A 23678-nucleotide genomic window follows, 5' to 3' on the forward strand; every position below is an offset into this window, starting at 1 on the left:
AATTTAATATCCAATCTTGTATGCAACTTTAGGGATAAACATTGAAACTTTGTCCCTTAGCGACTTTGTTACTTATTAACTTTTTGCAAACCCATTTTTTTAGCTCGTTTTAGTACAAACTCATATGCTGCTTCATATTCATTTGGGATTTCACCCTCCAAGATGGCTTCTTTTACGGCTTCTTTTAAAACTCCAATTTCACGTGAAGGTTTTAAATCAAAAATTTCCATGATTTCTTCTCCGGAAATTGGAGGTTGGAAATTACGGATGGAGTCTTTTTCTTCAACTTCGACTATTTTTTTACGAACAATTTCGAAGTTTTTATGGTATTTCTTGAACTTTGCGGGGTTTTTAGTAGTAATATCTGCTTCGCAAAGGGTCATTAAACTCTCTACATCTTCCCCGGCATCAAAAACCAATCGTCGCACAGCCGAATCGGTAACAATATCTTGAGCAAGTACAATTGGTCGCGAACTCATTACAACCATTTTTTGAACAAATTTCATTTTTTGGTTCAGTGGCATATGCAGGCGTTCGAACAGTTTTTTGACCATTTTACCGCCTAAGAATTCGTGCCCGTGAAAAGTCCAACCTTGTTTTTTGTTGAATTTTTTAGTGGGTGCTTTTCCAATGTCGTGTAATAATGCTGCCCAGCGTAACCAAACGTCATCAGTATTTGGACAAATATTGTCAACTACTTCCAGTGTATGATAGAAATTGTTTTTGTGGGTTTGGCCTTCAATTTCTTCAACCTGATTCAAAGCAGTTAATTCCGGAATTAAAATATCTAAAAGTCCAGTTTTATACAAATGTAAAAAACCGATAGAAGGTTTGTTGGTAGCCAGAATTTTGTTTAACTCATCAACGATTCTTTCTCCAGAAATGATTTTGATGCGCTCTGCGTTTTTTGAAATTGATAGAAGTGAATTTTCTTCAATATCAAAATTTAATTGAGTCGCAAAACGGATGGCCCGCATCATTCGTAACGGATCGTCAGAATAGGTGATGTCCGGGTCCAATGGTGTTTTTAAGATTTTATTTTGCATATCGGTCAGACCGTCAAAAGGATCTAACAAATCACCATAATTAGATTCATTCAAAGATAAAGCCAAAGCATTGATTGTGAAATCTCTTCTGTTTTGGTCGTCTTCTAATGTTCCGTTTTCCACAATTGGATTGCGGCTGTCACGGGTGTAAGATTCTTTTCGGGCGCCTACAAATTCGATTTCGGTGTCTTCAAAACGTAACATGGCAGTACCGTAATTTTTGAAAACCTGTACTTTTGGTTTTTTTGGAAGTAAATCAGAAACTTTTAGAGCTAATTCAATTCCGCTTCCTACCGCAACAATGTCAATGTCTTTTTTGAAATCACGTCCTAAGATTAAATCTCTTACAAAACCGCCAATAACGTAGCTGTCAACCTGAAGGTCTTGTGAAGCTTGAGAAATAATTTTAAAAATCGGGTGATGTAAGGATTCTTTGTAGTTCATGTAAATTACCGCAGATTCGCAGATTGTTTTATTTTTTTGTTTTAACTATTCGTTTGTATTCTAAAGAAATAGAATTGAAATTTACTAACAAAGCCAATTCATTACCAGATACTTTTAAATAATTCAGGCATTGATTATAATGACTGTTGTTAAAGCAGTCGACAGTTTTAATTTCTAAAATGATAGAGTTGTAAAGTACAAAATCAGCATAAAATTTATGCTTTAATAATGTGTTTTTGTATTTAACTGAATATTCTTTTTCTCTTTCGTATGGGATGTTGTTTTCATTGAATTCAAATTCTAAGGCGTCTTTGTATACGATTTCTGAGAATCCTTTTCCTAGATTTTTATGTACTTCAAATAAAATTCCGATAATTTTATAAGTTTCATCTGTGGATAAATATTCTTCCATTTTATTTAAATTAAATCTGCAAATCTGCGGTGAAAAAAACTATTTTCTTATAATTTTCACTTGCGAATCATTTGTCAGCTTAATAATTGTTGACGGATTCTGGCATACTTTTTCGCGCTGCAAATTTACAACATAGTCCACGCCTTTTATAATTTCAGGGCTAATTTCTTTAAAACTTTTAGGAGTGGGTTGCCCGGAAATATTAGCCGAAGTAGAAACCAAAGGTTTTTTCATTCGTTCCAATAATTTATAACAAAAAGGCTCTTTTACAATTCGAACGCCTAGTGTTTTATCTTCAGCAATAATATTTGGAGCTACATTTCTTGGGTTATCTAAAATTAAGGTTGTTGGTTTTTCAGATAAATCGATAATTTGCCAGGCAACTTCTGGAATGTCTTTAAAAACGTTGTACATCATTCGTTCACCGTTCATTAAAACAATCATACTTTTTGTCTCTTCGCGTTGCTTTAAAGCGTAGATTTTCTTTATAGCTTCAGGATTAGTTGCGTCACAGCCTATTCCCCAAACGGTGTCGGTAGGATAAAGGATGATGCCTCCCTCTTTGATAATCTCAAAGGCTTTGTGTACTTCTTCGTTTAGATTTTCCATTTTTAAGTATTAGAATTGGATATCAAAAAATGTATGCAAAGAAACGAATAAAAATTTTGAAAAGTATAGTTGTTCTGTATTTGAATCGCTATATGATTTTTTACTTTGATTAGAATTTTACTAATTGGTAGTGGAAGGTTTTGAAAATTTCAAACGGTGTTTGACATGAATTTTAAAATATCCTCTAAGTCTGTTGAAGAAAGGGATTCTAAAACCCATACCTTTTTTGATAACATTTATACAAGGTACACATCTTCCACAAGGTTTTTTATTTTTGGGTTTGTGACAAAACCACGTCAGATTCATAATAGCATCCCATTTGTTATCCCTCGTGATATGGAGCATCTCTCTTTTTGATATTTTAGCAACTGGAAACGAAAAATATTGAAACACCGTGTGAGTGTGGTTATATTTTTCTTTATTAGTAGTACTTTCGTAATTCGTTTCTATATAGTTATTCATTAAAAAATAAGTAAGAGAGTTTTTGTTTAAGTTCTTATCGTTACTTATTTCTATGTTGTTTAATTTATGATTCTTGCAAAATTGAGCTAACCAACTGTATTGTTTCCCTAATCTAATAAATGAATTGATATATTTAGAACTTTCAGCTATTTCATTATTGATAGTGATTTCTTCATCTACATACCAAACAGGAAGAATATATTGGTAGGATTCAGGATACAGCTGTTTTATTTTTCCTTTGATTAGTTCAATTCTTTCAAGTTCTACTTTTAGAGATTTTCTGGTTTTATCTATGATGTATATTGGTTGAACCGTTTTTTTTTCGATAAGGATAATTTGTAAAAGTCTAAAGGTCGAATCCCAACCGCTTGTCCAAAGTAAATTGATACTATTCATTTGATTAAGTAAAGCGTTGTTAAAAAAAACAAAAATAATAATTTATGTTATCTCGATTATATGATTTTTTTTGTTGTTTTTAATAAAGCCTGCTTATTCGTAGATGAAAAAAAACTTTTATACAGTTAGGCTAAGTAATTCTATCGTTGAGTTTTATAGGCTATTTAATAGATTTATTGAATTGTTAATTGTATAAAAGACAGTGAATATTGATTTTGAACTGTTGTACTTATTATGAATTGGAAAATATTTTTTGAATAGTTTTTGCTTGATTGACAAATGATTGTGTAAAATATTACAAAAAAAGAATTGTGTTTAAATATGGTTTTGATAAAAGTGGTATATTTGTTAAAAAAATCTTAAGAATAGTTTATGAGATTACTTCAGATAACTGCATCAAGAGGATGGAGGGGACATGAACAAAAAATTATCTATTTGTATGAGGCCTTTAAGGATTTTGGATATGTAGAAGATCAGTGGATTATTTGCCCTAAGGATTCAGAAGTATTTAAAGTTGCTACAGAAAAAAAGATGCAGGTTTTTGGTTATGATATTAAATCAGAATATGATTTAAAATTTGCTAAAGATCTTAAAAAATTTGCTGAAACTAATAAAGCGGATGTGATTTTTATACATAACAGCGAGTCTCATACGCAGGCTGTTTTATCTTCATTGGTTTATGGTTTGAAAGTACCTTTGGTTTTGTGTAGAACACTAATAAAAAGAGTTGATACCAATTTTTTTAGAAAATGGAAATACAATTATAAAGGCATTAAAAAAATTATTTGTGTATCATATCCTGTAGTTGATATTCTTAAATATGCCGTTAAAGACCACAAACGTTTATGTGTAGTTGGGAGTGTGACAGACATAAATAAATTTCCAAAGCAGCATCAAACGGGTTTACTTCATAAAGAATTCAATATTCCTGAAGATTATAAAATAATAGGTAATATTGCTGCTTTTACAGGTTTTAAAGATCATAAAACTTGGGTTAATTCGGTTGCTGAGTTGCATAAAAGAAATGTAAAAGCCAAATATATCCTCGTGGGTGACGGACCTTTGGAGGCAGAAATCAAGAAACAGGTCTCTGATTTAGGTCTTGAGAATGAAATTTATTTTTCAGGATTTAGAAAGGATATTCCTGAAATTTTACCTGAGTTTGATTTGTTTTTGTTTACTTCTAACAATGAACCAACCGGAGGTGTACTTTTAGAGTCATATGCTTGTGGAGTGCCAATTGTAGCTGCAAATGCAGGAGGTATTCCTGAGGTTGTAGTTGATGAAGTTACAGGTTTGCTGGCTGAGGTAGGTAATCCAATCTCATTTGCTGATAAGGTAGAGCAGATGTTGAATGATGCAGATTTACAGAAAAATTGTAAAAAGAATGGTAGAAATTATTTGATTGATAATTTCACCAAAGAAGTGATTGCTAAAAAAATGATTACAGAATTAAAAGAGGTAATACAATAAAATTAATAAATTGAAACTAAAGCAGTTTTTGTCAAGGAAATACAATCAATTTAAGGTTATTTTATTGAGTAAGTATTCTAAGGATGATATTCCGGTAATTAGAGCTAAGTATTTTTATAAAAATCAAACAGCTTTGAACTTAGATAATCCAAAAGAATTCATGGAGAAAATCCAATGGTTGAAACTGTTCCATTATAAAGAAGAGTATTCCAAGTTTGTAGATAAGATTGATGTTCGTTCTTATGTTGAAAGAAAAATAGGGAAGCAGTATTTAAATGAAATTATAGGAATATATGATTCAGTTGATGAAATTGATTTTCAAAATTTACCTAATCAATATGTAGCAAAAGGAACACATGGGTCGGGTTACAATATTATAGTTAAAGATAATTCTGTTGTTGAAATAGACAATATAAAGAGAAAATTAAAGTCTTATCTTAAAGGGAATTATTATTATAGAAACCGAGAGTTGGTTTATAAAAATATCAACCCCAGAATATTAATTGAAAAGTATATTTCAGATACTGAAGATTCTGGGATAATTGATTATAAGTTTTATTGTTTTCATGGTCAGCCCAAATATATTCTAGTAAAAAGGAATGAAAACGGAATTGAAAAAAAAGCATTTTATGATTTGCAATGGAACAGAGTTTTTTGCAATAAAAATCCAAGTAATTTTATTGATTTTCAAATTCAAAAACCTGTAAATTTCGATAAAATGTTAGAATTAGCTGCAGTTTTATCAAAAGAGTTTATTTTTATTCGTGTCGATTTATATTCGGTGGTAAATAGTATTATTTTTGGGGAACTAACTTTTTTTCCAGGTGGAGGTAATAGAAGATTACCAATTGATTATTTAAATCAGGAAATGGGAGATTTAATCAATTTACCCATTTTGGAATAAATTTTCATATATCCTTTAATTCTGTTTAAAGTTGGTATTCTGTAACCAAGCCCTTTTTTTATAACTGCAATGCAAGGGACACATTTTCCACAAGGTGTATTGTTTTTTGGTTTATGACAAAACCAAGTCATTTGCATTATGGCTTCCCAGTTATATTTCTTAGCTAGGATATGCATTTCTGATTTAGATAAGGAATAGATAGGAAAAGAAAAATACTTAAATAGAGTGTCTAATTTAGTATACAATTCTTTGTTGTTTGAATCCTTATAATTTGTCAGGATGTAATTTACAGTTAAAAAATGTGTGAATGACAAGGAGTCAGTGTTTTTATCGATGCCAATTTCTACATTTTCAAGATTGCTATTGTTGCAAAATTGTGCCAACCAGCTGTATTGACTACCCATTCTTACATTAGCATTGATGTAGTCTGTACTAGTTGTTATTTCTTTACTAATATTGATTTCTTCTTTTTCGATTAACCAAATTGGTTGTATTAGTTGGTAAGCTGTGGGGAATTCAGTCTTTATTTTATTCTTTATATTTTCAATTGCATTCAGTTCATTACTTAAAGATTTTCTGTTTTTGTCAATAATATATATAGGTTGTACGGTCTTTTTTTCAATAAAAATTATTTGTAAGAGCCTAAACGTCGAATCCCAACCGCTGGTCCAAAGTAATAAAATGGGTTTTTGCATATTAAATAGATATTTTTAGCAAAGTAAAATGATTGTTATTTGTTCAAGAGTATTTTAAATCGACCTTTTATTCGGTTGATTTTTGGTATTCTAAAACCTAATCCCTTTTTGATAACGGTAATACAAGGAACACATTGTCCGCAAGCTTTGTTTTTTTTAGGTTTATGACAAAACCAGGTTAGATTCATTATTTCTTCCCAATGAACATTTTTTTTGATTACCATAATCATTTCTTTTTTAGAAATGTCGATAAGAGGAAATGAGTAATATTTGAAAACTGTATTAAGGTTGTTGTAAAGTTCTTTGTTAGTGGGGTTTACAGGATTTATATTTATATAATTTTTTACGAGGAATTGCGTGAATGATTGAGGGTTTTCATTTTTCTCAATACTCATTTCAATGTTTTTTAGATTATGAGTGTGACAATATTGAGAAATCCATTCATGTTGACTTCCCATTTTTGTTAATGCTTTTATAATCAGAGAGCTGTTTTTGATTTCTTCACAAATATTAGAATCTTTATTTATATATCTAACAGGGAGGATTCTAGAATAAGCTTCCTGGTCTAATGATTGAATTTTGTTGGATATATTTTCAATGGTTTCCAATTCTTTATTCAGAGATTTTCTGTTTTTATCTAAAATGTATATTGGCTGTACTGTTTTTTTTTCGATAAAAATGATTTGCAATAGCCTAAATGTAGAGTCCCAGCCTCCGGTCCAAAGTAAATTAGATGCAGCCATTTGTTAGTATTAGATATTGTTATAGAAAAAAGTATGAATTCTATTTGATTTTATAAATTCCTAATTTACGTTTAATGACTTTGCTGAATAAAACCATTTTAACATACAGAAAGTTTTTTAAACTTAAAAACCACCATTCTCTAAAAGGAGTAAGTTTGTTAGTTAGTTGCTGGTTAATTTGGTTTGATAAAATAAATTCGTTGTTGAGTTCCTCCCATTTTATATTACCGTAGCCATCAAATTCATTTACTTTATTTTTTTCATGGATGATTGATAGCCAAAGTCTTTTGTTTGTAATTTGCGTAATGCGGGTTTCTTTTTTCCACATATTATGATCGCTAAACCAAACCGTTTTCGGGTTTGTGTTTTTTTCAATCAAACTTATGAAAGGATTAAAGATATGCTCTTTTTTGCCTAATATAAAGTTAGGTTTAACCTGTAAAGTATATCCATTAATGATGTCGATAGCCTGATATTCCTGAGAAGAAAATTGTTTTTGAACTTCGTCAATGAAATATTTACTAATACTGTCATCATTGTCGATTCGGGAAGTGATTAAGTGTGTTTTTTCTTTACTATTTGTTCCTATATACTTTTGAATTTCATCATAAAACACGGGCATTCCATCAATGAAGAAAGTCTTAATGTTTGGGTAATTATTAGTTAGTGTAGTTATGCGTTCCTTAAATTTTTGATTTGTAGTGATGTCAAAAAACAATAGCCATTCAAAGTTTTGGTTTTCTTGAGCTGTTACTGATGGAAAGCAAAAATTTTCAAATAACCACATTCTGTCTTCCATCCAGTCATCTGTTAGTAAGGATTCGTTGTTTTTAGTAACATCCCATTTTGGGTTTCTAAGATTGAAGCGGGTTATAAGATAGTGGTCAAACATTGGGTATCGTATTATTTGGCGTAAAAATAAAGTAAATATATTAAAAAGGTTAATTTTGCAGGACTAATTAAACAGTACATGAAAATCGAATTCAGTTCACATTTCTTAGATAAGAAAGAAGAAATTCTTAAATATATTAATGATTTTAATAAACAGGGTACTGTTTTATATGGCGGAACAAGGAATTTGATTAAAACCTTTGATGTTTCTGATGGCTTGGTTATTAATGTAAAAGCATTTAAAATTCCGAAATTTTTTAATCAGTTTGTATATGCTTATATCCGGAAGTCAAAGGCAAGAAGATCTTTTGAAAATGCAAATTATTTAATAAACCATGGTTTTTGTACCCCTAAACCAATAGCTTTTATTGAAGAGAAAAATTGGTTTGGTTTACAAAAAAGTTACTATATCAGTGAACAATTGGAGATGGATTTGATGTTTAGAGGTCTTACCACAAATACAGATTATCCTGGGTTTGATAAAATTCTAAAAGCATTTGCCCAATTTTCTTATCGATTGCACGAAAAAGGAATTGAATTTATTGATAATACTTCCGGAAATACATTAATTAAAAAAGGAGAAGATGGGCGATATGAATTTTATTTAGTCGATTTGAACCGAATGAATTTTCATCAAAACATGTCTTTTGAACTTCGAATGACGAATATGGCAAAATTAACGTCTAATGAAAAAGTTCTTAAAATTATTTGTGCTGAATATGCAAAACTAATTCATAAAGAGGAACATTTAGTCTATGAAACTCTTAAACAAAAAGCAGATAACTTTCAGTATAGTTTTCATAAAAGAAGGGAGCTAAAGAATAAAATTCTTTTTTGGAGAAAGAAGAAAAAACTGTAGTATTTATTAAATAGGTATAAAGTTTAAAAACTATTACCTTTGTTTCTAAAAATGATCCTAAAATAATATGAAAATATCAGTTGTAGTCAGTACTTATAATGCTGAAGAATGGTTAGAAAAAGTCCTAATAGGATATAGTGTTCAAACATATAAGGATTTTGAAGTAATCATTGCTGATGACGGATCCCGTCAATCTACAAAAGAATTAATTGATAAATATGCCGCAAAATATCCGGTTCCTTTACGTCATTTATGGCATGAAGATAAAGGCTATCGTCGTCAGGAAATATTAAATGTAGCTATTGTTGAAGCTTCATATGAGTATATAATCATGACCGATGGTGATTGTATTCCACGTAAAGATTTTGTTGAAATTCATGCTAAGGAGGCGCAAAAAGGGAAATTTTTATCAGGAGGTTATTGTAAATTACCAATGTCAACCAGTAAGCATATTACCGAGGATGATATTCTGTCAGGGAAATGTTTTAATATAAAATGGCTTAAAAGCATTGATAAATTAGGGTTTTCTAATGTTTTGAAGTTGGGTTCAGGTACAATTTCAGCTAAAGCATTAGATTTTTTCTCGCCTACCACGCCTTCTTTTAATAACTGTAATTCTTCAGCTTTTAAAGAAGATATGATTGCTGTTAATGGTTATGATGAGCGAATGAAGTATGGTGGTCCAGATCGTGAATTTGGGGAACGACTTGAAAATGCAGGTATCAAAGGAAAACAAATCCGTCATAAAGCTATAGTTTTACATCTTGATCATGCCAGAGGATATAAAACCCCAGAGTCGCTAGCGGCAAACTTAGCTATTAGAAAAGAAGTTAGAGATAAAAAAATCAAATGGACTCCATTTGGAATTAAAAAATAAGAAGTATTAACATAATGAGAATATTAGTAACCGGAGCTGCAGGATTTATAGCATCACATTTGTGTGAAAAACTACATTCTTTAGGCCATGAAGTAGTAGGGATTGATAATATTAATGATTACTATGATATTAATTTAAAGGAGTTGAATGCGACTGATTTGGCAAATAAAGGGATTCATATCTTTAGGTTAGATTTAAATGATAACCTAAAAGAAGTTTTTGAAAAACCTTATGATTATGTATATCATTTAGCAGCTCAACCAGGAATCTCAGCGACGACATCTTTAGAAGAATATGTAAATAATAATATTTATGCTACCCAAAATCTGTTGGATGCAGTATTAGAATATAATTCTCAATTAAAATCATTCATTAATATCGCAACTTCATCGGTTTATGGTATTGAAGCGACAGTAAATGAAGAGGTTCCTGCAAAGCCAGTTTCTTTTTACGGATCTACTAAATTAGCCGCTGAACAATTGGCACTTGGACTTCAGCGTACAGGGAAACTTAAAGTTTGTTCGATTCGTTTGTATTCAGTTTATGGACCAAGAGAACGTCCGGAGAAATTATATACAAAGTTAATTGATAACCTTTATTATGATAAGCCTTTTCCTTTATTTGAAGGAAGTATTAAGCATGAGAGAAGTTTTACTTATGTAGGAGATATCGTAGATGGGCTTGCGGCCATTATAGGTAAGGAAGATAAAATCAATGGCGAAATTATCAATTTGGGTACTGATGAAGTTAATACTACTGCTGAAGGTATTAAGGCTGTGGAGGAAATTATGAACAAACAATTAATTATAGATCATCAGCCACCACGAAAAGGAGACCAACAGCGCACAGCTGCTGTTATCGATAAAGCACGTCAATTGTTAGGATACGAACCTAAAGTAAGCTTGAAGCAAGGCTTGCAAGAACAGGTAAACTGGTACTTGGAGAAGTTTACGAAGTAATTAATTTTATAAAATCTAATAATGACGCCTGGTATAAATCAGGCGTTATTTTTTTATACAATTCTAAGGCTTGTTTTTTAAAATGCTTTGCATGTTTACCGTTATAGATTTCGGGATGATAATCGTTTAAGTGTATAGCTATATGTTTTTTATCATCAGTAAGCATATTCCAGGAGGATTTGTTTATCCAAGGTGAAAAAATGGTAAATGTAGGTATGTTGAGTGCCTTAGCCATATTTACAGCTCCGCCTTCGTTTCCTATCATGGCATCACATTGGGATAGTACAGCGAGAAATCCGCGTAATCCTTTGGTATAAAAATCCATGACAATTTGTTTTTGAGTTTCAGGTTGACAGCTATTATAAATAGCCTTAGCTTCTTTTTCCTGATGAGGCATGAAATTAAATAAAAGTTGTATCTGATTGTTGGCTGAAGCAATGTTGTCCAGTGTTTGCGCCATTTGATTTTCGGGAAGACTTTTGTTGTTTCCGCTGCCAAGAACACTAATCATAAAGATAGGTTTTGTAACATCCAGTTTGGCTTCTATACTTTGTTTTGCTAATGTGATTTCGGTATTAGTTAGATATATTTTAGGGAATATTACGGCAACAGGAGATTTTATCAAACTTTCAGCTAATTGTAAACGATGAAAGATAGCAGAACCTTCAATGTTTTTTTTAGGTATGATTGTATTGGAAAACAGAAGTTTTGTATACCATTTCTTAAATCCAATTCTATGTTTTGCACCACTGAAATATGCAGGTAAAACACTTTCCCATTTTCCATAAGCGTCAATTGCAGCATCGTAATTTTCTTTGGATAATGATTTTCCGAAAGCAATCAACTTCAGGAAACCTTTGTGTTTTTTAGGTTCAAAAAGAATTACTTTATCTATACAAGGATTGTTTTCAACTACGGCCAATGTATTGGGGTGAATCATATAATGAACTTCCCAGTCAGGATGTTTTAGTTTTATGGCTTCGCAAATTACGGTGCTAGCCAATACATCTCCGATCATTTTTTGTTGAATTACAAGAATCTTCATATAGAAAATAGTATTGTTTTGAGTATTGCAAATTGAAATAAAAAATTCCAAATTCCAATAGATGAAATTGGAACTTGGAATTTATAAATATTTGATATTTAAAATTATACTGCTACGTCATACTCTCTTAACGCATTGTTTAGAGAAGTTTTTAAATCTGTAGATGGTTTACGAGTACCAATGATTAAAGCACAAGGAACCTGATATTCACCAGCAGCGAATTTTTTAGTATAACTTCCAGGAATAACTACTGAACGAGCAGGAACAAAACCTTTCATTTCAACTGGTTCTTCACCTGTGATATCAATAATTTTTGTAGAAGCAGTCAAACATACGTTAGCTCCAAGAACAGCTTCTTTACCCACGTGTACTCCTTCAACTACAATACAACGAGAACCGATAAATGCGCCGTCTTCAATGATTACAGGAGCGGCTTGTAACGGCTCTAATACACCACCAATTCCAACACCACCACTCAAGTGAACGTCTTTACCAATTTGAGCACAACTACCTACAGTTGCCCAAGTATCCACCATTGTTCCGGCATCAACATAAGCACCAATGTTTACATAACTAGGCATCATGATTACTCCACTTGAAATGAATGAACCGTAACGAGCAGAAGCTCCAGGAACTACACGTACTCCTTTTTCAGCATAGTCTTTTTTCAATTCCATTTTGTCATGGTATTCAAAAATTCCAGCTTCCCAAGTTTCCATTTTTTGAATAGGGAAGTACATTACTACAGCTTTCTTAACCCATTCGTTTACTTGCCAAGAGCCTGTGCTGAGCGAAGTCGAAGTATCACCTTTTGGTTCAGCAACACGTAATTTTCCTGAATCTAATAATTCGATTACTTCTCTAATAGCATTAGTTGTAGTTTCTTCCTGCAACAAAGCTCTGTTTTCCCAAGCTTGCTCTATAATTGTTTGTAAATTGCTCATGTTTATTAAATTTTTGGCAAATATAGGCTTTTTAACTAAAAGCTAAAAGTGAAAATTTTCCGAATACTACGTTTTTTAGGAGTATCACTTTTGGAAACTTTATTCTTTATCTTTGCAAAAAAAAAGATAATAATGGCTAGAATACTTTGTATTGATTATGGGCAAAAACGTACCGGAATAGCTGTTACAGACGAAATGCAAATCATTGCATCGGGACTAACTACGATTCCTAGTGCTACAGCTATTGATTTTTTGAAAGATTATTTTTCAAAAGAAAAAGTAGAGCTGGTACTTATAGGTGAGCCTAAACAAATGAATGGAGAACCTTCTCAAAGTGCTTCTATTATTAAGGGGTTTGTTACGCATTTTACTAATCACTTTCCGGATATGAAAGTGCTTCGTGTAGATGAACGATTTACTTCAAAAATGGCATTCCAAACCATGATTGATAGTGGACTGAAAAAAAAACAGCGTCAAAACAAAGCGCTTATAGATGAAATTTCAGCAACCATTATGTTACAAGATTATTTATCAAGTAAAATGTTTTAATAATTCTTTGTTAAAACAGTAAATCTTAGTGATAAATGTAACTTTTTAAGTCCAAATCACTCTTTTAATTACAAGAATATTAAAGTATCTTTGCGCTTTAATAAAAATATAATTATGTCTGATACAACCATACGTTCAAATAGTGATGTAGTTCTTATTGGAGCTGGGATTATGAGTGCCACTATAGGTTTAATTTTAAAGGAATTACAGCCTGATATTACCATTGATATTTACGAAAGATTAGATAGTGCAGCTGCTGAAAGTTCTGATGCATGGAATAATGCAGGGACGGGGCATTCTGCTTTTTGCGAGTTGAATTATACGCCGGAAGGTAAAGACGGAAGTATCGATCCTAAAAAAGCAATTAGTATTGCTGAATCGTTTGAGGTTTCGCGTCAGTTTTGGGCTTATTTGGTAGAAGAGGGAAAAGTATCTTCGCCAGAAAATTTTATTAAAAGAATTCCGCATATCAGTTTTGTATGGGGAGATAAAAATGTAAAATACCTTAAAAAACGTTTTGAAGCTTTACAGGCTAATCCTCTTTTTAAAGAAATGGAATTCAGTACCGATTTTACAGAATTAAATTCTTGGATGCCTTTAGTGATGGAAGGAAGAAAGCCGTCAGAAAAAGTTGCAGGAACAAATATGGCAATTGGTACAGATGTTAACTTTGGTGAATTGACCAGAAACATGTTTCAATATTTGGCCAAAATGGACGGAGTTAATATGCATTTTGGTTATGAGGTTAAGAAATTAAGACAACGTGAAGATAAATCTTGGAGAATTAAAATCGAAAATTTAGCTGACGGGCATATCAGAAAAGCTTATACTAAATTTGTTTTCATTGGCGCTGGAGGTGGTTCTTTGCCTTTGTTAAAGAAAGCTGGTATTCCTGAAGGAAAAGGATTTGGTGGTTTTCCAGTGAGTGGTCAATGGTTAAAATGTACTAATCCTGAGGTTATTGCTCAACACGAGTCAAAAGTTTATGGTAAGGCAAGTGTAGGTGCACCACCAATGTCTGTTCCACATATTGATTCGCGTATGATAAATGGCGAAAAACAATTGTTGTTTGGACCATTTGCAGGATTCTCAACTCGTTTCTTAAAAAATGGAAAGTATTCTGATTTACCAAAATCAATTAAATTAGATAATATTGTGCCAATGGTTATGGCAGGTTATAAAAATATTCCATTGACAAAATATCTTATTGAACAAGTGCGTCAATCACCAGCTGACAGAATTAAAGCTTTGAGAGAATATGTTCCTGGAGCTAAATCTAAAGACTGGGTTTTAGAGCGTGCTGGACAACGTGTTCAAGTAATTAAGAAAGATGAGAAAGAAGGAGGGAAGTTAGAGTTTGGTACAGAAGTGATTACTTCAGAAGATGGAACTTTATCTGCCTTACTAGGGGCGTCACCTGGAGCTTCTACAGCGGTTTCTGTTATGATTGATGTAATAAGCAGATGCTATAAAGAAGAGATGAAAACTCCTGAATGGCAGTCAAAATTCAAAAAAATGATACCTTCTTACGGACAAAAATTAAATGAAAACCCTGAGTTGTTGAATGAAGTTAGAGAGCATACAGCTACTGTGTTGAAGTTGAATTAATATTTATTAATTGATGAAATATATAAGAAATCCCAACATTATTGTTGGGATTCTTTTTTTACAGCCGTTAACAACTGTGTGGTTTTGAGAATGTTCTCGGATAAGTTGGTCATCCATATTAATTGTTCAATCACTAATTGGGCTTCCTGCATTTTGATTTGATAAGCCTCTTGATCAATAAATTGTATTTGTTGTAATTCTTTAGCTCTAATGTTTTTTAATTCTGTCAAACGTTGGTCTAAATCTTCATTCGATGTTATAGCCTCAGAATCTGGGTTAGGATTTTTTAATAAATTCATCGCTAATTCCAAATTAGCAATCACTTTGTTAACGACTACATTGAAAGCTTTTGAAGCCTCGGTTGTTTTATGAGACTGAATGTAAGTGCCTAATGATGCAAGTGATGATAATAAAGAATGATTGAGTACTGTTAATTTATAGGTCTGAGGGAGTTTGTTTTGTTTTGATTTAGGTTCTTGAAGCATTCTCTGAAATGAAGCCATTAAATTTCCTATTTCGATAAAAGCCTGTTTTCGGGCAAGTCGGTATTCGGTTGAAACATCTATTTTTTCTTTATACATAATCGAAATTTCATTCAAGTAATTACGATTAGCCTCTATTGCTTTTTCGATATAGCTAGGAAGGCTTAAGAATTCCCATGAAGGCCATAGGAAATAATTGGCTAATAAACATAAACAAGCTCCCACGATCGTGTCTAGAATTCGGTATTCGATAACATTTCCATTATCAGGAGAGAGAATTCCGTAAATTAAAACTACATAAATGGTTATAAACGTAGAACCAATTTTATAATTGGTTGGGTTGAATGAAAAACCTAGGAGCATCGCAATAATTGCCATGGTACTAATAAGATAAGAATCATGTATCACAAAGAGAATCCCAAAAGCAATAACACCACCAACTAAAGTTCCTATAATACGGTGATAAGTACGTTCGTTAGTGATTCCAAATCCTTGTTTCATTATAACCACAATGGTTAGTATTATCCAGTATACATTTTCTAAAGGAAGTACTTTACCTATCATATAACCTAATAATATAGTTATGGTAATTCTTAGAGAATGTCTAAAAACACTTGAATTGAAACTGAGGTTTTCTACAAAAGTACTTAAGGGATAATATTGAGGTTGGATAAACTTTTCGATGTCTTTGTCTCGTCCTTTTATTAAATCTTTTGTATTAATGTTGTCTGAATAGGCACGTTCTAGGGTGATGATTTTTTCAACCTGCTTTTCGGCATAATGCAACATAGTGATGAGCATTAAAACTTCTTCTGAAGAGGACTCGTTTTGAATGTCTTTTTTGTAATTGGTTATTGCTAATTCAAATTGATGTAAGTCTTCAATTAAATTGCGTTTGGATTCATAAGGTTTGTGTTCTTCGATGCTTTTGGACAAGGCTTTCATAACTTTGGCTAAATTGTAAGCCAAATTTTGATAGGTCTCCAATGCTTTTGGATAGCCATCAAACTTTTGATGAAATTTATTGTGATCAAAAGAGGTGGCAATTGCTAATTCCATAATTTCCACCAAAGAAATAAAACTCAGTAACATTTTTCGATTTTGTCCTGAAGAACCTGATTTTGTTCGGTTTGTGATAAGGACTTCTCTAATGTTTTCGTGTAAAACGTTTAGTTGAACCTGAAGGTGTAATTGTTTTTTGGTAATCGATTTTCTGTTCGAATTCAATTCCCATAAATCACCACGTAATTTTAAATATTTAGCCGTAAGTCGTATACATTCGGCTAATTGTAATTCGATGTAACGATTGGGTTTGATATGAAAAAAAATGATGGATATAACAGTATAAAATAAACCTCCTGCTAACAAAAGACCTGAGTAACGTAACATTTCCCAGCCTGTGTTTAAATGTGCAAAAGCAAGGGAAAGTGATAATAAAGCCGAGAAAGAAACCATTGTAGCCCGTTGACCATAGATCAAAATCATGGAAACACAAAAGATAAGCGTAACTAAAACAGGATAAAATAGCCAAGGAATTGGATGGCAAAGATTAATGATTAAGTTGACACCAGCAATAATAAATGAAGTGGTTATTAATCCTTTGATTTTATGTTTAAGATTACTGGGAATATCACTGGGAAAGGTGAAGAATGCTCCTAAAGCAATGGTAAAACCAATAGCGAAATTATCCAAATAAGAAAAAAATAATACGGGAGAAACAGCGGCAATTGTTACTTTTAAAGCATTAGCGAATTCAGTACTCGAAATAAATTTCTGAATTTTAGGAATCATAAATTTCTAGGATTATGCACAAAGGTATGAATTGTGAGATTTATCAATGGGATAAATTAAGATTGTTTTAGGATTTAATTTTTAAATACTATTTAACTTTATTCCTTTTAAGCATTGTCAAAATTTACTATTTTTGGCAATCCTAAATTTAGGGTACATACCTTGATAAAGGTTGATAATATTTAATACAACAACAATGATTTTACCAATTGTAGGATATGGTGATCCGGTTTTAAGAAAAGTAGGGACAGATATCACTCCTGAATATCCTAATTTGAAAGAAACGATCGCTAATATGTACGAGACTATGTATAATGCTTCGGGTGTAGGACTTGCAGCACCACAAGTAGGTCTTGCGATACGTTTATTTGTTATAGATGCTACACCTTTTAGTGACGATGAAGATTTAAAAGCAGATGAACAAAATCAATTAAAAGGATTCAAACGTACTTTTATTAATGCTAAAATCATTAAAGAAGATGGTGAAGAATGGGCTTTTAATGAAGGTTGTTTGAGTATTCCTGATGTTCGCGAGGATGTTTACCGTAAAGAAAGAGTTACTATCGAATATTGTGAAGAAGATTTTGTAATGAAAACCGAAGTTTTTGATGGACTAATTGCGCGTGTCATTCAGCATGAATACGATCATATTGAAGGGATTTTATTCACAGATAAAATTTCATCTCTTAAAAAAAGATTGATTAAAGGGAAGCTAAAAAACATCATGGAAGGAAAGACTTTCCAAGAGTACAGAATGCGTTTCTTTGGAAAAAAAGGTAGATAAAACTTTTAAAAAAGGCTGTTTTTGGTATTGTTTTTGACCAATAAGAGCAGTGAAAAATAAAATTGAATTCTTAATAATAATTTAAAAAGCATGAATTTAGAAAAAATATTAGCGATCTCTGGAAAACCAGGTTTATATGTTTTAAAAGTACAAACACGTACAGGTTTTGTAGCAGAATCATTGGTAGATGGAAAAAAAATCACAGTAAATTTAAAAAGCAATGTGAGTTTATTATCTGAGATTTCAGTTTACACTTACGAAGGTGAAAAACCATTGAAAGAAGTAATGAGCGCTATTGCTGCTAAAGAAAATAACGGAGCAGCTATTTCACATAAAGAAGACAATGCAACTCTGGCTGCTTATTTCAAAGAAATTTTGCCAAACTATGATGAAGAGAGAGTTTATGCTTCAGATATTAAGAAAATTTTAAACTGGTACAACACTTTGCAGGCTAAAGGTTTAGTTGTTGAAGAAGTTCCGGTAGAAGAAGTAGAAGAAGTAGTGGAAGCTGCTGCTGCTGAAGAAGCCGCAGTTGAAAAACCAAAAAAAACTAAAAAAGTAACAGAATAATTGATTCTGTATTTTTTATAATAATCCTGTGTTCCAATTCTTTTAGGACACAGGATTTCTTATTTTTACATCAAAACAAAGTGCAATGACCGCTAGACAAACACAATTACAGGCTTTTGAAAGATTATTAGATATCATGGACGATTTGCGTGAAAAATGTCCTTGGGATAAAAAGCAAACATTACAAACGCTGAGACATCTCACTATTGAAGAAACCTACGAATTAGGAGATGCTATTTTAGATAATGATTTGAATGAAGTCAAAAAAGAATTGGGAGATTTGTTATTGCATATTGTTTTCTATGCTAAAATAGGAAGTGAAACAAAGGATTTTGATATCGCTGATGTGTGTAACGAAATTTGTGAAAAACTGATTCACCGTCATCCGCATATTTATGGTGATGTTGAGGTAAAAGACGAAGAAGAGGTCAAACAAAACTGGGAGAAATTAAAACTCAAAGAAGGTAAAAAATCAGTATTGGAAGGTGTTCCAAGAAGTTTGCCGGCATTGGTCAAAGCGAGCCGCATTCAGGATAAGGTAAAAGGAGTTGGTTTTGACTGGGAAGAACCGTATCAGGTTTGGGATAAGGTGCAGGAAGAATTACAGGAACTACAAGTTGAGGTCGCTTCAGCTAATCAAGATAAAATAGAAGCCGAATTTGGAGATGTATTGTTCTCGATGATTAATTATGCCCGTTTCTTAAAAGTGAACCCGGAAGATGCTTTAGAACGAACTAATAAAAAATTCATCAAACGCTTTCAATATTTGGAGAGTAAGGCTGAAGCTTTGGGGAAATCCCTAAAAGATATGACTTTAGCAGAGATGGATGTTTTTTGGGAAGAGGCTAAAAAAATGTAATGATTTATAGTAAGCCAATTGCCTTTGTAAAAGGTCAATTGGCTTATCTCTTTAGTTTAATAATCTATCTATTCTAAAAGTAATCTATTGCACTTTAGTGATTGCATAAACTTCTTTTAGAGCTTGTGAATCGGCAACCTTTTGTAATGCAATGATATAAGAAGCAATACGTGGAGTTACTTTGTGTATTTCAGCGGTTTTAAAAACTAACTGGAAACTTTTCTTTAAAATGTTTTCTAGCTGCTTGTTGACTAAATCGTAGCTCCAACTTTCTACCAGTGAATTTTGAAGCCATTCAAAATAGGAAACAGTAACTCCACCTGCATTAGCTAATATATCAGGAACAACTAAGACATTGTTCTTTTGTAAAATAGCATCTGCATCCGATGAGACAGGGCCGTTTGCTCCCTCAACTATTATTTTAGCACGAACAGAACTAGCGTTTGTTCTCGTTATTACATCTTCAGTTGCTGCAGGAATCAAAACATCAACATCTAGAAATAGTAATTCTTCATGTGTTATGTTTGATGCCTTTTGATATCCTTTGATACTTTTATTATTTAGATTGTAATATAATATCAATTCGGGAATATTAATCCCTTCAGGATTATATAACGCTACTGAAATATCACTTACTGCGATTATTTTTAATCCTTTTTCGTGTAGAAATAAAGCAGAATGTAGCCCTACATTTCCAAATCCCTGTACAGCAACTGATGTGTTTTCTGGAATTAATTTTAATTTTTTTAAAGCTAATAAAGTAATAATACTCACTCCTTTTCCTGTAGCTTCAACCCGTCCTAAAGATCCTCCGGCATTTAAATGTTTTCCTGTTACTACTCCCGGAACGGTTTTACCATGAAGAAGCGAAAATTCATCCATTAACCATCCCATTTCATCCGGACCGGTTCCTAAATCTGGTGCAGGAACATCTTTGGAAGGACCAAAAATATCAGATAAGCTTTTAGTATATGCCCTTGTTATTTTTTCAAGTTCTACTTTAGAATATTGTTTTGGATCACAAATAATTCCTCCTTTGGCACCACCAAAAGGAATTCCGGTTACAGCTGATTTCCATGTCATCCAAGCTGCCAGAGCTTTTACTTCTTCCAAATTTACGCCATTATCATAGCGGATTCCACCCTTAGAAGGTCCTAAAGCTGTGTTGTGTATAATTCGATAACCTTCAAAATTTTCGGATTTACCATTGTCTAAAACTATTGAAAAATTAACAACTATTTGTTTTTCTGGTCGTTGTAATTTTTGTCTGATGGTTTCATCTAATTTTAAAATATCTGCAGCGATATTAAATCTATCAATCATTGATTCAAAAGGGTTTTGTTTTATAATTTCTGTGCTCATTTTTTTCTGTAATTAATTTTTATCGGATTGTTTGTAAAATTTTTGCATAAAAAAAGCTCGATTGAATAGTTACAACTGAGCTTCATTTTTTTATAATAAATCTAGGTAACTCACTTAGGAATTTTCATTTTGCAGTTTTGCATCATCATTTTGTTATTATTTGTTTTCATTCGTTTGGGTTTAAAAGTTTAAAAACGGCCTTTCATGATTAAATGAAAGGCCTAAAAAAAAATTAACTTAATCTCATTGTTAAGACACATTTTTATCGAAAAACAAGTATACTTTTCCTTCGTAAAAATCGACTCTTAGTTAGATGACCTTTATTGTTGATGCAAACCTACAAAAAATAATTTTATAAATCCTATAGGATTAGTCGAATTTATCAAAAAAATATTTTAATGTGCTTGTTTTCAGTTGATTGTATTGTGTTTTTTTTTGTACAATGTTGTGTGAACCCCAAAAGAATGTGTTTTTATGATTTAGCCGGAGTATTTCTATTTAATTTAGACCGTTGTTTTACTTTCACAATTCAATTTTTAAAGACAATGAGGGGTGTTTTATTACGAACTCATTGTTTATGGGTAAAAGAATATTTTGTTGGTTCATTGTAATACTCAGGGCCATTTTTTTGTTTTTTGCTGCACTTATAAAGCAGGGAATACTAGCAAGAGCAACGACACCTCCGCCAATTGCAATATAAACTCCTGTAAAATCAAAATCAAATCCGGAGCCATAAGAGGTAGTGTTGGAGTTTCTCAATTGAACTAAACCTCCTACAGCTCCCAATCCTAATCCCGTACCTAGAATAATCCAACCCGTTCTTTTTTGTTTTTTACTTTTTTCTAAATAATTTTCTTTAGTGAATGAAGGGTTTTGGGTTTGGCTAAAAATGTTGGTAACAAATAAAAGTGTTAGCATGTAAAGTAATACTGTTTTCATGACCTTAAGTGTAAGTGCCTACTCTTTCAATATGCAGTTTTTGGCTACTCTGGTATTTTTAAGTTAAATACATACTTAAATTAATAAAAATAATTGATAAGTGTTTGTTATTGTGTTGTTTGAGTTGTTTTTTATTCGTTTTTTATCGATTATGTACGAATAGTTTAGTGTAAATTCACATACTTTTTTTGTCTTTGAAAGTGTTCCATTTTAGGAAGAAAACCAACATTCATTACAGATTCTTAACTTAAGACAAAGTTTTTTCTGATGAAGTTCTTGTTAAATTTTTGGTTATGCTCCAAATTAGTTTTAGTACCGCTAATCATTGAGAAACAAATTCGTTTTATGAATAATGCAGTAAACATAACTGCTTTTTTTATTTAAAAAATAATAATTGTTCCTATTTGTTGATTCTATAAGGAGAGGCAGAATGTTGTTTTTAATACTTTGCAGCAGATAGACTTTTTTAATTGTTAAAAATTAGTTTCGTCTTGCAGACCTTGCAGAATAAGGTATTATTTTAGTTTTTGAAATCGGTTCAAGTGAGCTGGATCGCCTTAAATCACTATCGTCGGATAAGGAGATTTTCTGTTAAGTTTTTTTATCTAATAATTCCAATACAGCATAATGAAAAAAATTAGTGTTCTTATATTCGTTTTTACAATTTTTCCTTTTTTGGCATTTAGCCAAATCAAAAACAGAACTTTTTTACCCCAATATCATCGCTTATTGAAAGAAGCTTTAGAGAAATCTGGAGAACGCAAAGATTCTTTACGCTATTTTTTAAATACAGTTCCCAAACAGCAATATGAAGCAGCTTCTTTTCTAATTGCTTTTATGCCTGAAAGAGATTTAAAAACATTAACAATACCTTATATCAAAGATCAACTGGAAGGTGCTTTCAAGGCAAGGAGGGATTTTTCGTGGTGTGCACAATTACCTGATTCCATTTTTTACAATGAAGTTTTACCGTATTATTGTTTTGATGAAAAAAGGGATAACTGGAGAAATGATTTTTATTTGAAATTTGCACCTCTTGTTAAAGATTGTAAAGACATTCGTCAGGCAATAAAGGCCGTAAACAGTAATGCGAGGAAAATTTTGGCTGTTGATTACAATGTCAATCGCAGTATTGTAAATATAAGTCCTTTTCAATCTATAGAAGAAAAAATGGCAACTTGTACCGGACTTTCTTTTCTTTTAGTTGATGCCTTTAGATCCGTAGGAATTCCTGCCCGAATGGCCGGTACTCCCATGTGGACGAATATGAAAGGAAATCACAGTTGGGTAGAAGTATGGGTTGATGGTCAATGGTATTTTACAGAATATTATTTTGAAGATTTAAACAAAGCTTGGTTTGTAGCTGATGCCGGCCGTGCCGATATATCGAATCCAAGACATTGGATTTATGCGTCTTCTTATAAACCTAAAGAAACTTATTTCAGACTTGAATGGGATACACTTTCAAGAGCTATTCATGCCGAAAATGTAACGCAACGTTATATCGATATTTATGAAAAACAAAAACAGCTGGAGAATTTAAAACCCGATGAAATTTGGATTAGTTTGCAGCTTTATAAGTCTAAATTAGATAAAAAAGAACAACGCATATCTGAGAAAATTACGATTGTTAAAGAAGGAAAAGATCTGGATTTTGGGTATTCGCCTTCGCCAATTGATGATTTAAATAAATTTTTAAAGTTTAAAGTAACTAAAAATACTACTTATCAAATCGTTTATACCGATGACAAAGGAAAAGAAAAACGTACTGAAATAGCAGTAAAAAATAATGAAGAATTATTTAATTTATATCAGGAATAACCACTGATTGATAAAGAAAAAGGCTGTCCGAAATTAGACTGCACCCAAAAGTTTAGACGAATTTATAATTAAATTTGATAATAATGAGCTCGATATTGTATCGGGCTCATTCCTTTTAGATTAAGTTTTATTCTCTCATTATTATAGTAATCTA

24 protein-coding genes are annotated in these 23678 nt (G+C 31.9%); 11 read left to right on the plus strand and 13 right to left on the minus strand.

Annotated elements, in window-relative coordinates:
* Window positions 1–68: 68 nt before the first annotated feature.
* The 4 genes from AAEO59_RS12875 to AAEO59_RS12890 all read right to left on the minus strand — a co-directional run bounded on the left by AAEO59_RS12875 (window position 69) and on the right by AAEO59_RS12890 (window position 3369).
* A complete protein-coding gene (locus AAEO59_RS12875) occupies window positions 69–1490 on the minus strand; it encodes a CCA tRNA nucleotidyltransferase (protein ID WP_341701157.1) in 1422 nt (473 codons plus the stop codon).
* A 28-nt stretch (window positions 1491–1518) separates the two neighbouring features.
* Complete coding sequence (locus AAEO59_RS12880) at window positions 1519–1902, minus strand: GxxExxY protein (protein ID WP_341701158.1); 384 nt, start codon at window positions 1900–1902, stop codon at window positions 1519–1521.
* Between the two features lie 39 nt (window positions 1903–1941).
* Window positions 1942–2511, minus strand: a complete 570-nt coding sequence (locus tag AAEO59_RS12885) for an L-threonylcarbamoyladenylate synthase (RefSeq protein ID WP_341701159.1) — start codon at window positions 2509–2511, stop codon at window positions 1942–1944.
* Window positions 2512–2631: 120 nt separating this feature from the next.
* Window positions 2632–3369 (minus strand): adenine nucleotide alpha hydrolase family protein, encoded by a 738-nt coding sequence (locus AAEO59_RS12890; RefSeq protein WP_341701160.1) that lies wholly within the window; start codon window positions 3367–3369, stop codon window positions 2632–2634.
* A gap of 372 nt (window positions 3370–3741) precedes the next feature.
* Between AAEO59_RS12890 and AAEO59_RS12895 the strand changes: the two genes are divergently transcribed.
* Entirely contained in the window at window positions 3742–4842 is a 1101-nt protein-coding gene (locus AAEO59_RS12895) for a glycosyltransferase family 4 protein (protein WP_341701161.1), read from the plus strand.
* Window positions 4843–4906: 64 nt separating this feature from the next.
* Window positions 4907–5746, plus strand: coding sequence for an ATP-grasp fold amidoligase family protein (locus AAEO59_RS12900; protein WP_341701162.1), 840 nt, complete (start codon window positions 4907–4909; stop codon window positions 5744–5746).
* Here AAEO59_RS12900 and AAEO59_RS12905 read toward each other — a convergent pair.
* From AAEO59_RS12905 to AAEO59_RS12915, 3 genes are read right to left on the minus strand one after another with little or no spacing between them, the layout of a single operon-like run.
* Window positions 5704–6441 carry a 7-cyano-7-deazaguanine synthase gene (locus tag AAEO59_RS12905; RefSeq protein WP_341701163.1) on the minus strand — a complete coding sequence of 246 codons (738 nt, stop codon included), beginning with the start codon at window positions 6439–6441 and terminating at the stop codon, window positions 5704–5706. The two genes, AAEO59_RS12900 and AAEO59_RS12905, sit on opposite strands and share 43 nt — an antisense overlap.
* A 35-nt stretch (window positions 6442–6476) precedes the next feature.
* Window positions 6477–7184 carry an adenine nucleotide alpha hydrolase family protein gene (locus AAEO59_RS12910; protein WP_341701164.1) on the minus strand — a complete coding sequence of 236 codons (708 nt, stop codon included), beginning with the start codon at window positions 7182–7184 and terminating at the stop codon, window positions 6477–6479.
* A gap of 40 nt (window positions 7185–7224) precedes the next feature.
* Window positions 7225–8076: a glycosyltransferase gene (locus AAEO59_RS12915; RefSeq protein ID WP_341701165.1), complete on the minus strand. Its 852-nt coding sequence runs from the start codon at window positions 8074–8076 to the stop codon at window positions 7225–7227.
* Window positions 8077–8154: 78 nt separating this feature from the next.
* Here AAEO59_RS12915 and AAEO59_RS12920 point away from each other — a divergent pair, with 78 nt between their 5' ends.
* The 3 genes from AAEO59_RS12920 (at window position 8155) to AAEO59_RS12930 (ending at window position 10770) form a co-directional block, all read left to right on the plus strand.
* Window positions 8155–8934, plus strand: a complete 780-nt coding sequence (locus tag AAEO59_RS12920; protein WP_341701166.1) for a lipopolysaccharide kinase InaA family protein — start codon at window positions 8155–8157, stop codon at window positions 8932–8934.
* Window positions 8935–9001: 67 nt separating this feature from the next.
* Window positions 9002–9811 (plus strand): glycosyltransferase family 2 protein, encoded by an 810-nt coding sequence (locus AAEO59_RS12925; RefSeq protein WP_341701167.1) that lies wholly within the window; start codon window positions 9002–9004, stop codon window positions 9809–9811.
* A 14-nt stretch (window positions 9812–9825) separates the two neighbouring features.
* Window positions 9826–10770 carry an NAD-dependent epimerase/dehydratase family protein gene (locus AAEO59_RS12930; RefSeq protein ID WP_341701168.1) on the plus strand — a complete coding sequence of 315 codons (945 nt, stop codon included), beginning with the start codon at window positions 9826–9828 and terminating at the stop codon, window positions 10768–10770.
* Here the strand turns inward: AAEO59_RS12930 and AAEO59_RS12935 are convergent.
* Both AAEO59_RS12935 and AAEO59_RS12940 read right to left on the minus strand, forming a co-directional pair.
* Window positions 10760–11788, minus strand: a complete 1029-nt coding sequence (locus AAEO59_RS12935; RefSeq protein ID WP_341701169.1) for a glycosyltransferase family 9 protein — start codon at window positions 11786–11788, stop codon at window positions 10760–10762. The genes AAEO59_RS12930 and AAEO59_RS12935 overlap by 11 nt on opposite strands.
* 131 nt (window positions 11789–11919) lie before the next feature.
* Window positions 11920–12759 (minus strand): 2,3,4,5-tetrahydropyridine-2,6-dicarboxylate N-succinyltransferase, encoded by an 840-nt coding sequence (locus AAEO59_RS12940; RefSeq protein ID WP_341701170.1) that lies wholly within the window; start codon window positions 12757–12759, stop codon window positions 11920–11922.
* Window positions 12760–12891: 132 nt separating this feature from the next.
* On the opposite strand from AAEO59_RS12940, the gene ruvX reads away from it, so the two are divergent.
* Both ruvX and AAEO59_RS12950 read left to right on the plus strand, forming a co-directional pair.
* Window positions 12892–13308: a Holliday junction resolvase RuvX gene (gene ruvX, locus AAEO59_RS12945; RefSeq protein ID WP_341701171.1), complete on the plus strand. Its 417-nt coding sequence runs from the start codon at window positions 12892–12894 to the stop codon at window positions 13306–13308.
* A gap of 114 nt (window positions 13309–13422) precedes the next feature.
* The gene (locus AAEO59_RS12950) at window positions 13423–14916 is read left to right on the plus strand and encodes a malate:quinone oxidoreductase (protein WP_341701172.1); all 1494 of its coding nucleotides are present in this window, start codon (window positions 13423–13425) and stop codon (window positions 14914–14916) included.
* Between the two features lie 38 nt (window positions 14917–14954).
* On the opposite strand, the gene AAEO59_RS12955 is transcribed toward AAEO59_RS12950, so the two are convergent.
* Window positions 14955–17189, minus strand: coding sequence for an FUSC family protein (locus tag AAEO59_RS12955; protein WP_341701173.1), 2235 nt, complete (start codon window positions 17187–17189; stop codon window positions 14955–14957).
* Between the two features lie 196 nt (window positions 17190–17385).
* On the opposite strand from AAEO59_RS12955, the gene def reads away from it, so the two are divergent.
* The 3 genes from def to mazG all read left to right on the plus strand — a co-directional run bounded on the left by def (window position 17386) and on the right by mazG (window position 19402).
* The gene (gene def, locus AAEO59_RS12960; protein ID WP_341701174.1) at window positions 17386–17973 is read left to right on the plus strand and encodes a peptide deformylase; all 588 of its coding nucleotides are present in this window, start codon (window positions 17386–17388) and stop codon (window positions 17971–17973) included.
* A gap of 90 nt (window positions 17974–18063) precedes the next feature.
* Window positions 18064–18543 carry a DUF5606 family protein gene (locus AAEO59_RS12965; protein WP_341701175.1) on the plus strand — a complete coding sequence of 160 codons (480 nt, stop codon included), beginning with the start codon at window positions 18064–18066 and terminating at the stop codon, window positions 18541–18543.
* 85 nt (window positions 18544–18628) lie between these two features.
* A complete protein-coding gene (mazG, locus tag AAEO59_RS12970) occupies window positions 18629–19402 on the plus strand; it encodes a nucleoside triphosphate pyrophosphohydrolase (RefSeq protein ID WP_341701176.1) in 774 nt (257 codons plus the stop codon).
* Between the two features lie 84 nt (window positions 19403–19486).
* Here the strand turns inward: mazG and AAEO59_RS12975 are convergent, their stop codons facing one another.
* The gene (locus AAEO59_RS12975; RefSeq protein WP_341701177.1) at window positions 19487–20764 is read right to left on the minus strand and encodes a Glu/Leu/Phe/Val family dehydrogenase; all 1278 of its coding nucleotides are present in this window, start codon (window positions 20762–20764) and stop codon (window positions 19487–19489) included.
* A gap of 522 nt (window positions 20765–21286) precedes the next feature.
* Window positions 21287–21703 (minus strand): hypothetical protein, encoded by a 417-nt coding sequence (locus AAEO59_RS12980; RefSeq protein WP_341701178.1) that lies wholly within the window; start codon window positions 21701–21703, stop codon window positions 21287–21289.
* A 627-nt stretch (window positions 21704–22330) separates the two neighbouring features.
* Here AAEO59_RS12980 and AAEO59_RS12985 point away from each other — a divergent pair.
* On the plus strand, window positions 22331–23524 hold the full coding sequence (locus AAEO59_RS12985) for a transglutaminase-like domain-containing protein (protein WP_341701179.1): 1194 nt from the start codon (window positions 22331–22333) through the stop codon (window positions 23522–23524).
* A 68-nt stretch (window positions 23525–23592) separates the two neighbouring features.
* Here the strand turns inward: AAEO59_RS12985 and AAEO59_RS16375 are convergent.
* Window positions 23593–23678: IS3 family transposase (locus AAEO59_RS16375; RefSeq protein WP_407934932.1), on the minus strand; the 86-nt coding region annotated here is incomplete at its 5' end.

This window comes from Flavobacterium flavipallidum, assembly GCF_038289905.1.
Classification (GTDB): domain Bacteria; phylum Bacteroidota; class Bacteroidia; order Flavobacteriales; family Flavobacteriaceae; genus Flavobacterium; species Flavobacterium flavipallidum.